The sequence below is a fragment of the Enterococcus sp. DIV0358 genome, assembly GCF_051713465.1.
In the GTDB taxonomy this organism is placed as follows: Bacteria; Bacillota; Bacilli; order Lactobacillales; family Enterococcaceae; genus Enterococcus; species Enterococcus faecalis.
Window position 1 is genome coordinate 112,084 of record NZ_JBIOPX010000001.1, and the last position, 13,119, is coordinate 125,202.

Below are 13,119 nucleotides of genomic sequence, written 5' to 3' on the forward strand. Positions count from 1 at the left end.
AAAGTAGGTTCCTGTATAAAAGGATATGGCAGAAAAAAAGAAGAAAAACAAAAAACAGCTTTCGTCTTTTAGTATTTTATTTATTATTTTAATTGTTTTAGGTATCGTAACGGTCTTGCTAAATGGCCAGCCATTTACCCCAAGAGAAATTGATGGCAAAATGGTTGACCACGTGGTAGGGGCCAAATTATCGGATATTATCATGGCTCCATTCAATGGGTTTAAAGATGCCATTGAAATTAATATTTTTATTTTAGTACTCGGTGGCTTTTTAAATATTGTGACGCAAACTGGGGCTCTTGAAGCAGGGATTCAATCAGTCGTTAAAAAGTTAAAAGGGAACGAATTGAAAATCATTCCGATTTTAATGATTTTATTTTCTATTGGTGGTTCGACTTATGGAATGGCAGAAGAAACAATTCCTTTTTATGGTTTATTGAGTGCCACCATGGTCGCCGCTGGTTTTGATACGTTTGTCGCAGTGGGTACTGTGTTATTGGGTGCAGGATCAGGTGTTATCGGTTCAACGGTTAACCCTTTCTCCACAGGGGTAGCGATGGATGCGTTGCGAGGTATTGGCATTCAGCCGAATACAGGAATTATTTTAATTGTCGGTGCTATTTTGTGGGCGGCCTCTACTAGCTATTCTATTTTCATTGTGATGCGTTATGCGAAAAAAGTGAAGGCTGACAAAGGTTCAACAATTTTATCTTTACAAGAACAAGAGGATATGGAAAAAACGTATGGACAAGCAGCGTCGAAAGAAATGCCATTTACGAATCGTCATAAAAAAATCTTAATGGTATTCGCTTTCTGTTTTGTCATTATGATTGTTTCCTTAATTCCATGGAACGACTTTGGAGTGACGATTTTCAAAGGCTGGACGTCTGTTTTAACAGGCAACAGTTTCGGTGACTGGTACTTTGGCGACTTAGCGATGTGGTTCTTCCTTTTAGGTATCATTGCTGCCTTGATTGGTCGCTTTACTGAAAAAGAAACCATTGAAGCATTTATCGACGGTGCCAAAGATATGTTATCCGTTGTTTTAATCATTGTAGTTGCTCGCGGGGCATCTGTTTTGATGTCTAAAACGTATTTAGATTCATTTATCCTTGATAAAGCGGCAGGCTTATTACAAGGACTCTCCCCAGTCTTATTTGTCATCGGTGCCTTTGTTTTATACTTAGGTTTATCTTTCCTAATTCCTTCAACTTCTGGTTTAGCGTACGTTTCTATTCCTGTAATGGGTGCGTTAGCTAAAAACATTGGTTTAAGTCCAGAAGTGATGGTTATGATTTTTGCTTCAGGTTGTGGCTTGATTAATTTGATCACGCCAACATCTGGTGTCGTAATGGGTGGTTTGGAAATTTCCAAAGTTCAATATGCCACTTGGACAAAATTCATGGCCAAACCAATGATTGTCTTAGGCTTAATTAACCTAATTATCTTAATTGGCGCGATGTTACTCTTTAGCTAATCAAAAATTTTTTATGTTAGGGCTTCGGCTTTCGGAAAAAAGAAGAAGCAATGAAACAACAGCGACTACCTAAAAGTAGTCGCTGTTGTTTCATTTTGATAGTTGTTGAATTAACAATCTTGCGACAGCGCGGACAGAAAAAGGATTTTGCCCAGTGATTATACGGCCATCTTGATACGCAAATTCTTTATAGGGACGCTTTTTCGCAAAAGTAGCACCATGTTCTTTGGCAATTGTTTCGTTTAAGAAAGGAACAACTGCTTTTTTCATGGCTAAAATTTCTTCTGCAGTAGTGAAGCCAGTAATGGTTTTATCTGCAATCAAATAATTTCCTGACGCATCTTTGACATTTAAAAGGCCAGCAATTCCGTGACAAACAGAAGTTAGGTACTTGCCCTGTTCGTAAAGGCTACGAGTGATTGCTTGCAACTGAGGATTATCAGGAAAGTCCCACATAACGCCATGGCCTCCTGTAAAGTAAATTGCTGCGTATTCATCTGGCTCAATTTCTTCAAGAGAGAGGGAATGTGCTAGCGCTCGTTCTTGAAAATCAGCACTTTCATAAACTGCCATAATGGATGAATCTACATATTTCATACTCCGGGGATCCAAAGGGACATAGCCTCCTTGGGGACTAACATAGTCAACTGAAAATACTGCTTTGGTTACTTCTTCCACGAACTCCGTGGCTTCACCTAGCCAGAGGCCCGTTGGTTCTTCGGTGCCGTGATAACGGGAAACGTTTGTGAGGACCACGAGAATTTTTTTCATGCTTGCTTCCTCCCTGGCATAATCGACGTAATGTGGGTCAATAGTTGTTGGAGTTGCTCAATTTTGGTGGTATCGTGAGAAAGTGAGTAATAATTTTTAGTTCCTTCACTGCGACAATCAATTAATTTGGCTTGTTTCAAAATTTTTAAGTGGTGAGAAACAGCGGGACGTGAGAGTTGTGTCGCCTCTGTTAACTCAGTGACACGACGGCCAACACAGGCCTGGTCTTCTAACAGTGCAATAATAATTGCTTGGCGTTTTTCATCACCCAATGCGATTAAAAAATCACTAAGCGCAGTAAATTCTGTTTGAATTTCTTCTAATTCTTTCATATTCTTTCGCCCCTTTGGTTCGCATTTTTAAACGATTAAACCATTTTTCGTGTTTTTTGTCAATGAAATACGCTAAGGGCTGAAACTTGACGTGGATTCCATTTTTCGTTAAGATACTAATTGATTAAGGGTTTAAACTTTTAAACCAATAAAAGGGATAGAAAGAGAGGAAAGATTCAATGATGAAAGCCGCTTTAATTCATAAATACGGACAAAAAGAATTAGCAATCGAGGAGGTGCCCTTACCCACCATTCATGACAATGATGTTTTGGTCAAAATTATCGCTGCCAGTATCAACCCGATTGATTTAAAAACAAAAGATGGCAAAGTAAAGATGCTTTTAAATTATCAAATGCCACTGATTTTAGGCAGTGATTTTGCTGGGATTGTTGTCTCTGTTGGAAAAAATGTTCAAAATTTTAGGCTGGGCGATGCAGTTTACGGACGAGTACCCAAAAATCGCGTGGGAACTTTTGCTGAATATATTGCTGTGGATCAAGCGGCTGTAGCTATGAAGCCGAAAAATTTAACGTTTGAAGAAGCTGCGGCCATTCCGTTAGTCGGTTTGACAAGTTATCAAGCGCTACATGATATTATGAATGTACAGCCAGGCCAGAAAGTCCTGATTCAAGCAGGTTCAGGAGGGATTGGAACCATTGCGATTCAATTAGCAAAACTAGCGGGCGCTTACGTTGCCACCACAACGAGTAGTAAAAATAAAGAATGGGTTCAAGCGTTGGGAGCAGATGAAGTGATTGACTATCGGACACAAAATTTTGAAGAAGTTTTATCCGACTATGATTATGTGTTTGATACAATGGGGGGGACAATCTTAGAAAAAGCTTTCTCAGTGGTTAAACCTCAGGGAAAAGTTGTTACATTGTCAGGCATTCCCAACGAACGTTTTGCTAAAGAGTATGGCTTGCCGCTTTGGAAACAATGGGCCTTTAAAATAGCTACCCGCAAGATTCATCGATTGGAGCAAGACACAGATGTTAGTTATCATTTTTTGTTTATGCGTCCCGATGGCGAGCAATTAGCTTTACTCACTGAGTTCATTGAACAGGGGAAATTACAGCCGATAATTGACCGAGTCGTACCTTTTAGCCAAATTCAAGAAGCGGTGGATTATTCACTGACAGGACGAGCACAAGGGAAAATTGTTGTGAAAATCGCCGATGTTGATCACGACTAAGTAAAGGAGACTTGCAAGAAAAATAGGCCTGTTTTTCTTGCAAGTCTCAAAATTTACATTTAAACGCCGCCTAACGAAAGTGATTTTAGGCGGGAAAAGATTTTTATAGAAAATCCTCATTTTTCCAGTTTCTATTTTGCAAATTCGTTATTTTTTGTTATTCTATTGATGGTTGTGTATGCGCTTTCTTTTTTGGCGGATACACAAAAATGAACGGAGTGCAGAAAGGAATGGTGTTCAAAGTGGGGAACAATTTATCGACAAGAAAAGGAGAAAACAGAGAAACAATTGTCAGTTGGCTGGGTCTTTCGTTATTGGTTGGCTTGGCGTTTATCTTATTTAGTCTGTTTCATCAACCAATGATCAGCCAAGCCAATGAGCCGACCCAAGAGAAACATTTTATGGTTTATTATCGGGCTTGGCGTGACAAAACGATGCAAGGAGTTAATACAACATTGCCAGATGGAAATTGGCTAACGATGCACGATATTCCTTATGGTATTGACATTGTGAATGTCTTTAGTTATGTGCCAAAAGGACAAGAAGCACTTGCACAGCCATTTTATGATACGTTAAAAAATGAGTATGCGCCAGCACTGCATGCACGAGGTGTTCGTTTAGTTCGTGGGATTGATTACAGCGAGCTATTAAAAGTTCCTTACGCAGGAACAACGCCTACAGAAGCAGAATTTGATGCTTATGCGAAAGAGTTGTTAACCAAATTTGTCGATGATTTAGGAATTGATGGGTTAGATATTGACATGGAAACTCGTCCAAGTGAAAAAGATATTGTTCTATCTAATGGTGTCATTCGTGCATTATCAAAATACATTGGACCGAAGTCGGGAACGGATCGTCCATTTTTGTATGATACCAATGCAGAATATTTACCACCTTTACAAGATGTCAGTGACTGTTTCGATTTTCTCGCGTATCAACAGTATGGCAGCGATGACCAACGCACGCAACGAGCATTAAATAATTTAAGTCCGGTTCTCAATGGGGAACGATTTGTTCCAGGATTAACTTTCCCAGAAGAGCAAGATCGCAACCGCTGGTATGACACAAAAGAGCCGTATATGGAAAGTAACATGTATAAAGTAGCTCGTTATTCTTATGAAAATAATTTAGGGGGCATGTTCCTCTATGCCTTAGATCGCGATGGTCGCACCTATAATGAAGACGATTTAAATCAGATAAAACCTTCTAATTTACTTTGGACAAAAACGGCCATTGCAGAGAGTAAAGGCGTTTCTCTTGCAGAGATGAAAGCGGCTGCGCAACACTATTTAAAACGAATTAGCTACGCCAACACAGACCTTGAAGCACAAAATAAAGCCGCAGAAGCAGTGACACAAGCAACGACGCTTTATGATGTGAATAAAGCTATTTTAGGTGGCGATTATGGCCAAGGGATTTCAAATACCTATGATGCTGAATTAGAAAAAGGCCTGTTAGCCATTGACTTAACCACTTTATATCGTGCGTTGGATCAAGCAGTTACAGCCATTGAAAAGGCAGAAAGCTATACACCAGAAACGATTCAAGCACTACAAACAACAAAAGAGACAGTCGCAACAGAACTTGCGGGAAAAACGTATACAGCCGCGCAAGTGACTACTTGGCAAACGGAGGTCCAAACAGTTTTGGATAATTTAAAAGAGAAACAAACACAACCTTTAAAAAGTGTCTTCTCCATTGATGCGGGAAGAAAATATTTTTCCGTGGAACAACTGGAAGAATTAGTGGCCAAAGCCAGTCAAAATGGGTACACAGATGTCCAATTAATTTTAGGAAATGATGGCTTACGGTTTATCTTGGATGATATGTCGGTCAATGTGAATGGTAAAAAATACAACCACAACCGGGTTTCAAAAGCAATCCAACGAGGCAACAACGCGTATTACAATGATCCTAATGGCAACGCGTTAACACAAAAAGAAATGGATCGGTTGTTGGCTTTTGCGAAAGCGCGCAACATCAACATCATTCCCGTGATTAACAGTCCAGGACATATGGATGCGTTGTTAGTGGCCATGGAAAAACTAGCGATTAAAAATCCCGCTTTTGATGGCTCAAAACGAACAGTAGATTTAGGGAACCAAAAGGCAGTGAATTTCACAAAGGCAATTATCAGTAAGTACGTGGCTTATTTTTCCGCGCATAGTGAAATTTTCAATTTTGGTGGCGATGAGTATGCAAATGATGTCGATACAGGCGGTTGGGCAAAACTGCAATCTTCTGGGCGCTACAAGGATTTTGTCGCTTATGCGAATGATTTAGCTAAAATAATTAAAGATGCGGGCATGCAGCCAATGAGCTTCAATGATGGCATTTATTACAACAGCGACGATTCTTTCGGTACATTTGACCCAGAGATTATTATTTCTTATTGGACAGCCGGTTGGAGTGGGTATGACGTAGCCAAACCTGAGTACTTTGTTCAAAAAGGACACAAAATTTTTAATACCAATGATGCGTGGTATTGGGTAGCTGGCAATGTTGATTCTGGCATTTATCAATATGACGATGCTTTAGCAAATATGTCGAAAAAAGCATTTACAGATGTGCCAGCAGGTAGCCCAAATCTTCCAATTATTGGAAGTATTCAATGTGTTTGGTATGATGACCCTAGTCGTGACTATGATTTTGAACGAATTTATACGCTAATGGATACGTTCTCGGAAAATTATCGTGAGTATATGGTGGTTAAATAAAACTAGTTAAAGCTAACGAGTTATCTATAAAGACTGATCCTGGGACAAAAATCACTTTGGATTTTTGTCCCAGGATCAAAACCTGATAAACGGCGGGAACAGAACCAACTCCTTCGGAAATAAGCCGAAATTCTCCAAAAATTAAAGAGCAATTTTCGGAAATTTCTTCTTATTTCTCGGAGCTAAACGGTTCTTTCCCGACCTCAGCCTTCTTTAACGGAAGAAGATTTGTTTGAGGGCCAACAATCAATTTAGGAATGCCTTATTGAAATGTTCCTGTTCTTATTGTAGACTGAAAGAAGTGGTGGTGGAAAGCTATCACCATTAATAGAAAAGCAGGAAAATAAAAAGGATCTTGTTGGAAGTTTAATGTTTGAAAATGTAAGCGGAATCATTTTTGTTGGAATGCTAAAAAAGGGAGTAGAGTTATGAGTAATGAAAATATCGTCTTAGCAAGAAATACAGAGCGTGCACCAAAGCATCCTCTCACAACCCAAACAGTCGCATTTTCCCACTATAATCATTTGTCGGCACAGTTACCTATTGAGCCAACCTCTGGACAATTGGTAGAAGGTGACATTCGGGCCCAAGCGACACAATGTTTGAAAAATATCCAAGCGGTTGTTGAAAGTATCAACCATGTGATGAGTGACATTGTCAGAATGACCATTTTTGTCAAAGACATGCGGGATGTTGCCGCAGTTGAGGAGGTCTATGCGGCCTTTTTTACCCATTATTATCCAGCTAAAACAGTGATCGCCGTCGCAGATTTGCCGTTAGGCGCTTCTGTTCAAATGGAGGCACTTGTTTCAAATGGGGAAGGAACTATCCCTAATGCACCTCAAGCCGGGGATTTAATTAAATTAACAAATCAGACTGTTCAGGCACCAATTGATGCTCTAGCCAGTCAAACGGTCGCGTTTTCTCACTATAACAATCTGTCTGCACAATTGCCTATAGATCCTCAAACGGGCAGAGTTGTGGCTGGCTGTGTTAAAACGCAAACAAAACAATGTTTGAAGAACATAAAAGCCATTTTAACCAGTATTGATGTGCCTTTTGATGATATTGTGAAGGTCAATATTTATTTAAAAGATTTATCTAAGCTAGAAGCTGTCAATCAAGTATATGCCGCTTTTTTCCCAGATTCAGGAATTGCGCGTACGGTCAATTACATGCCAGCACGAACAGTGATTGCTGTTGCTGATTTACCAATGGGCGCGGCGGTGCAAGTAGAAGCGGTGGTTTCTCATGGGGATGGTACGCCACCACAAGCGATTGAAGATCGACATGGATTAATTATTGAAGCAAATAATACAGATCACGCACCGAAGTGTCCATTTTCGACACAAACTGTTGCTTTTTCTCATTACAACCATCTATCAGCTCAGCTACCATTAGACCCTAAAACAAATGCGTTAGTCGCTGGCGAAATCAAGGAACAAACGACGCAATGTTTAGAAAACATCAAAGCGATTATTGAAAGTGTGGATCATAGCTTAGCTGATCTGGTGAAAGTGAACATTTTTGTGAAAGAGATTGAAGAGCTGGCGGCAGTAGATGACGTCTACCAAACGTACTTCCCTGAAGGCACGCCTGCCAGAAGAGTGATTGGTGTGACGGATTTACCAAAAGGTGCCCAGATTCAAATCGAAGCGATTGCTGGGAACGCAGAAGGTACGCCACCAATTGGCTAAACAGTAAAATAAACAAACGTCAGCTGGCTTCTGAAGCCAGCTGACGTTTTTAGTATTTAGATAAATCAGTAAAGTAAGCTAGTTGCCATTTTTGTGTTTTTTTGGCGGTTTGATTAAGATTTTGGCACCAAGAAGGATAAAAACGGGCCGCCAATTTGCCTTTTTGTTGGTGCGTTTTGAGAATTTTTTGTTGGATTAAACATTCTTTCGGCAGAAGAAAGAGACCTTGCTTTTCTTGATCAGCAATGACAATTGCTAACATTTCAGGGGCTTCCGTAGCATCAAAGGCTTCGTTCTGATTTTGTTGATTTTTTTCCCAGAAGGCTACAAAATAGCCTTCTTTTTTCGGCGTTTTTTTGGCTAAGCGACTGCGGATAAGTTGTTGCGATTCATTAACTTGACATAAAAAGCCTTCATATTCGGCATTTTGTTTTTCTTCGGAAAGCAGGGTGATCGCGCCCACTGCTTTTTCAAGTATTGGCAATGAATTCATAGGGAATGTCCTTTCTTTTCGTTTAATGTCGGTAAGAGTTCTTGGATAATGGTTAATCCTTTCGCCAATACCTCAAGCTGATTGGAGGCCAAGGAAATTCGTAAAAAAGCATCTGGCTGATTTTGCACAGTAAAGCGGCTCGAGTGAAAAAGACGTACCCCATTTTGGAGAAATTCTTGTTCAATTTGCGGCGCCGTTTTTTCGGTAGAAAGGGGAATAGTTCGGTAGTACGGCAAAGGATTGCTAGGTCTAGCTAACCCAAAAATGGTATCAAATAAGTCATTGGCTTGTTTTGTTAAAGCCAATTTTTCTATCACTAATTCTTCTGCAACTGGTGAGCGTAAGACTTGGGTGACAATTTCAGCATCAAAGCCAGAAGTTTTAACGTTAATGTTAAAAATCGCACGCTCTATTTCTTGGCGAAGAAGCGGAGGGAAAACAAGGTACGCAATGCGTAAGCCTGTACAGACAAACTTTGTCATCCCCGCTAAGTAAATCGTTTGTTGAGGTAAGAGTTCTTGAAACGTTGGTAAAACTGCTTGCTGTGCATAAGTTGTTAAAAAAGAATGAATGTCATCTTCAATTACCCATAAGTGTTCTTGCTGAATGATTTCAGCTAAAGTCATTCGGCGGGCGCTAGACATTTGGAAACCAATCGGGTTATTACATGCGGGCATTAAGAAAATACCGTGTATTTTTTTCTTTTTGCATTCTTGCAGTAAATGCTCTGGGTCCATCCCCTCGGAATCATAGCCAATCGGGACGATTTCTAAATGATAAAGCTGGGCGAGTTCAATAAAATTTGAATACGTGTATCGATCTACGGCAATCCGCTGACCTGGAGAAAAAGCGGCGGCTAACGTCACGGCCAGCCCATTCTGGACACCAGATACAATGGCAACTTCTTCGGCATTGGTCCGAACGCCTTGTGTCTGAAGCCATTCGGCAGCGGTTGCTCGTTGAAAGTGCGTACCTAAAGGATCGCGATAATTTAGCAAACTGTTAAGGGCCGCATTTTTACTAACGGATTCAATAAAAGGTAAAATCCGCTGATTACACATATCAAAGGAACTAACCAGCCCTAAATCAATTAGATGGTCCGCTACTTGGTTGGTAGAGATTGTAATTGAGTGAAACGCGTTGGGAGAAACGAAGGTGCCGCTACCGATGTTGGTATAAAGTAAGCCTTTTTCCATAGCGTGTTTATAAGCTTGACCAATCGTCGTGAAATTCAGATCCAAGTAATCAGCTAATTCTCTTTGCGAAGGCAATTTCACATTTTTTTGAAGCGCACCAGATAAGATATCCGCTTCTAATTGTTGAACCAATGATTGGTAATAAGGTCTTGTTAAACGTTCTTTAACAGGGCGCCATGACAACGCATAGTTCTCATAGGAATTAATCGGCATGAGGGGAACTACCTTTCTATAAAATTGTATTCCATACAATTATAACATTGAGTGTATTGTTTGTCTGGTTTATGATAGCGCAAAGGGAGGAATTCAGATGGACATTATTTCTTATGAGAGGGTTATTCAACAATTGTCGTTTTCCGAAGCAATTCAAGTGATGAAACGTTGCTTTGCAGAGTTGCAAAAAGGAAAAATTTCGCAAAGTGAGCGCCATGTAGAGGTTTTACCAGATGGGGAAAATCAGAATCTTTTTGCATTAATGCCTGCTTACTTAGGAAAAAATCGCTTTTTTGGGGCAAAAATCATTACAGCTTTTCCAGAAAATCCACAAAAAAATTTGGCCTCGCATCTTGGTCAAATTTTATTGTTTGATAGTTCTACTGGAAGACCAGTCGCGATGATGGACGCCAATGCGATTACGTGGCTTCGCACAGCAGCTGTTTCTGCTTTGGCAACCGATTATTTAGCAGCTCCAAAGGCAAAAAGTATCGCTTTGATTGGTGCAGGTCAACAAGCTTCATCTCATCTCGCAGCGCTACAAAGCGTTCGGGCGATTGAAAAGGTTTTTATATATGACCGAACAGCAGAACGTGCACGAAAATTAATCGCTAAGCAACAGCACAATTACCCCGCATGTACCTTTATTGGTTGTTCTTCTGTCCAAGAAGCCGTCCAGGAAGCAGAAATTATCTGTACACTAACTTCCAGTCAGGACGCATTTTTAGAAGAAAAAGACGTTTTGCCGAATGCCCATATTAATGCAATTGGTACATTCACGCCGACTTCCAGAGAATTAACAAGCGACCTTGTTAAAAACAGTCAAGTGTTTGTAGATGAGTACGCGGCTGCATTAAAAGAAAGCGGGGATCTTTTAATTCCGATTTCAGAAGGTGCCTTTTCAGCTGAAAAAATTGTAGGTTCTCTCGGCGAATTAGTGACTGGCAAAGTTAAACTAAAGGCGGAGCAGAAAGGCCGTACGATTTTTGATGCGGTTGGCTTAGCAGTTGAGGATTTGTGTTGCGCGGAATACATTTATCAAAAAATACAAGGAGAGAATTAAAATGAGTTATCACTATTATATTGTCGATGCTTTTGCGGAGGAAGTTTTTAAAGGCAATCCCGCCGCTGTTTATGTTTTGGAAAAGTGGTTGCCAGAAGCGGTGATGCAAAACATTGCGATTGAAAATAATTTGTCAGAGACTGCTTTTACGGTCAAGGAGGGACAAAGTTACGCCCTACGCTGGTTTACGCCGGAACGAGAAATCGATCTCTGTGGACATGCTACATTAGCGACGGCTTTTGTGTTATTTAACTATTATTCCGTTGCGGAAGAAACGCTTCATTTTACTAGTCAAAGTGGACCGCTCGCAGTGACCAAAAAAGAGGAATACTATTATCTAGATTTTCCTTATATCCTACCGGAAAGGATTCCAATTTTGCCAGAGTATGAAGCCGCTTTAGGCACGAAAATTTATGAAGCTTATTTGGGTCGCGATTTATTTTTTGTCTTAAAAGACGAAGAGACAGTGGCAAAAATCACACCAGATTTTTCTGCATTAAAAGCATTGGATTTAGGAGTAGGAGTCATTGTAACGGCATCAGGAGACTCGGTGGATTTTGTTTCACGAACTTTTTTCCCGAAACTAAGAATTAACGAAGATCCAGTTTGTGGTTCTGCGCACGCCAATTTAATTCCTTATTGGGGAAAACGGCTCAATCAAATGACCCTTTCGGCCTATCAAGTGTCCCCAAGAGGCGGATTTTTAACTTGTGAAGTGAAAGAAGATCGAGTCATTATTGGTGGTACTGCTAAACTATTTGCAAAAGGGGAAGCGTACTTACCTGTATAAAAAGTACACCGACCGCTAGCAATTCGTCGTTAGCGGTCGGTGTACTTTTTAAATAGAATAGTTGCGAGAAACAAAGGGCACTTCTTCACCATTTTCGAGCTGATTTAGATACAAAGCTAACATGAAAAAGTAACCTGAGAGTAAGTTGACTACATCATACAGCTGCGGATCAATTTTTTTACCACCATAGTCCATGCGATAAAGTAAACGAACAATATCTTTGGCTTTGGCTCTTAAAATGTGTGCATAAGAGGAACAGATTGTGCCCATCGGTAAAACAAAAGGACGATTTTCTTCGTATGTCAGTTCATTCATAGTATTGACACGTTCCAAAAGCCAGGCTATTTCTTCCTCTGTGACTGTTAATTTTGTTCGGGTCGTTGGATTGACATGGTAGATTAACTCGCAAATTTTGGCTAGTTCTTCTGTTAGTGCAGGCTGTTCAGGGACGTCTAATTGTTGCACATATCCTCGTAGAAGACCTGTCATCGAGGCCAATTCATCAGTCATTAATTCAAAATCACATCGTAAATCTTCTGGTTTAGAAGATAGATACGGGTACGCTTCATACGGACTGCGGTACATTTTTTCCATTCAATTTCCCTACTTTCTAAAAATAAAAAGCCCTCAAAAAGAATGCACGAAAGCCAATCTTTTTGAGCGCCGTTGCTCGACTGTTCACAGTACACCATTGTACTTGCTAAGGTAATCATAGCCAAGAGTGAAGGGAGAGTCAAGGGGGAATCAAGGTTGGAGAAAGAAAATGAAGCTAAGAATTACCAGAAGTAAACCAAGCAATAAACTGACAAGACCAGAAAGTTGACCTAATCGTTGTTGGGTAGAAGAAGGCTGGTCGGTAACTGTGAGCAAACTTGAGAAAAAGTTCATTTTTTTCACGAGTATTAAATACGCAACAATAAGCAAAAGAATACCCGAAAAAAGGTACGAAAGGGGCTCAGAAATAAATTTTTGGGCACGAAGTAAAAAAATTCCTATGAAGAGGACAACAAAACCATACTTAAGAAAAGTTTTTTTTGACATGTTGAAATCGCTTCTTTTTAATTGATGAATTTTATTAATAGCCACTATTCTTATGATTAAATTATAGGACTTTGAGGGCGGTGGAGCAAAGTGTGATAACACAAAAGAAAACCCGCTAGAAACACCTATAAAA

12 protein-coding genes are annotated in these 13,119 nt (G+C 40.1%); 6 read left to right on the plus strand and 6 right to left on the minus strand.

Annotated elements, in window-relative coordinates:
- Positions 1-25: 25 nt before the first annotated feature.
- Positions 26-1,477 carry a YfcC family protein gene (locus IGK70_RS00485; RefSeq protein WP_002356134.1) on the plus strand — a complete coding sequence of 484 codons (1,452 nt, stop codon included), beginning with the start codon at positions 26-28 and terminating at the stop codon, positions 1,475-1,477.
- A 90-nt stretch (positions 1,478-1,567) separates the two neighbouring features.
- On the opposite strand, the gene IGK70_RS00490 is transcribed toward IGK70_RS00485, so the two are convergent.
- On the minus strand, positions 1,568-2,248 hold the full coding sequence (locus tag IGK70_RS00490; protein ID WP_010827080.1) for a type 1 glutamine amidotransferase domain-containing protein: 681 nt from the start codon (positions 2,246-2,248) through the stop codon (positions 1,568-1,570).
- The gene (locus IGK70_RS00495) at positions 2,245-2,580 is read right to left on the minus strand and encodes an ArsR/SmtB family transcription factor (protein ID WP_002356136.1); all 336 of its coding nucleotides are present in this window, start codon (positions 2,578-2,580) and stop codon (positions 2,245-2,247) included. The genes IGK70_RS00490 and IGK70_RS00495 overlap by 4 nt, the downstream gene beginning before the upstream one ends.
- Before the next feature lie 179 nt (positions 2,581-2,759).
- Between IGK70_RS00495 and IGK70_RS00500 the strand changes: the two genes are divergently transcribed.
- From IGK70_RS00500 to IGK70_RS00510, 3 genes are all read left to right on the plus strand, one after another.
- Positions 2,760-3,776 carry an NADP-dependent oxidoreductase gene (locus IGK70_RS00500; protein WP_010827081.1) on the plus strand — a complete coding sequence of 339 codons (1,017 nt, stop codon included), beginning with the start codon at positions 2,760-2,762 and terminating at the stop codon, positions 3,774-3,776.
- A 209-nt stretch (positions 3,777-3,985) separates the two neighbouring features.
- Positions 3,986-6,493 (plus strand): EndoS/ChiA family endoglycosidase, encoded by a 2,508-nt coding sequence (locus IGK70_RS00505; protein ID WP_438775146.1) that lies wholly within the window; start codon positions 3,986-3,988, stop codon positions 6,491-6,493.
- 428 nt (positions 6,494-6,921) lie between these two features.
- Positions 6,922-8,190, plus strand: coding sequence for a RidA family protein (locus IGK70_RS00510; RefSeq protein WP_010827083.1), 1,269 nt, complete (start codon positions 6,922-6,924; stop codon positions 8,188-8,190).
- A gap of 49 nt (positions 8,191-8,239) precedes the next feature.
- On the opposite strand, the gene IGK70_RS00515 is transcribed toward IGK70_RS00510, so the two are convergent.
- Together IGK70_RS00515 and IGK70_RS00520 are read right to left on the minus strand one after the other, a co-directional pair.
- Positions 8,240-8,683 (minus strand): MepB family protein, encoded by a 444-nt coding sequence (locus IGK70_RS00515; RefSeq protein ID WP_010827084.1) that lies wholly within the window; start codon positions 8,681-8,683, stop codon positions 8,240-8,242.
- On the minus strand, positions 8,680-10,092 hold the full coding sequence (locus tag IGK70_RS00520; RefSeq protein ID WP_002373794.1) for a PLP-dependent aminotransferase family protein: 1,413 nt from the start codon (positions 10,090-10,092) through the stop codon (positions 8,680-8,682). The genes IGK70_RS00515 and IGK70_RS00520 overlap by 4 nt, the downstream gene beginning before the upstream one ends.
- A gap of 97 nt (positions 10,093-10,189) precedes the next feature.
- On the opposite strand from IGK70_RS00520, the gene IGK70_RS00525 reads away from it, so the two are divergent.
- Both IGK70_RS00525 and IGK70_RS00530 read left to right on the plus strand, forming a co-directional pair.
- Positions 10,190-11,155, plus strand: coding sequence for an ornithine cyclodeaminase family protein (locus IGK70_RS00525; RefSeq protein WP_010827085.1), 966 nt, complete (start codon positions 10,190-10,192; stop codon positions 11,153-11,155).
- Position 11,156: 1 nt separating this feature from the next.
- Complete coding sequence (locus IGK70_RS00530) at positions 11,157-11,945, plus strand: PhzF family phenazine biosynthesis protein (RefSeq protein WP_010827086.1); 789 nt, start codon at positions 11,157-11,159, stop codon at positions 11,943-11,945.
- A gap of 48 nt (positions 11,946-11,993) precedes the next feature.
- Here the strand turns inward: IGK70_RS00530 and IGK70_RS00535 are convergent, their stop codons facing one another.
- Both IGK70_RS00535 and IGK70_RS00540 read right to left on the minus strand, forming a co-directional pair.
- Positions 11,994-12,539, minus strand: a complete 546-nt coding sequence (locus IGK70_RS00535) for an ATP:cob(I)alamin adenosyltransferase (protein WP_002383833.1) — start codon at positions 12,537-12,539, stop codon at positions 11,994-11,996.
- 150 nt (positions 12,540-12,689) lie between these two features.
- Entirely contained in the window at positions 12,690-13,031 is a 342-nt protein-coding gene (locus tag IGK70_RS00540; protein ID WP_025191068.1) for a hypothetical protein, read from the minus strand.
- Between the last annotated feature and the right edge of the window lie 88 nt (positions 13,032-13,119).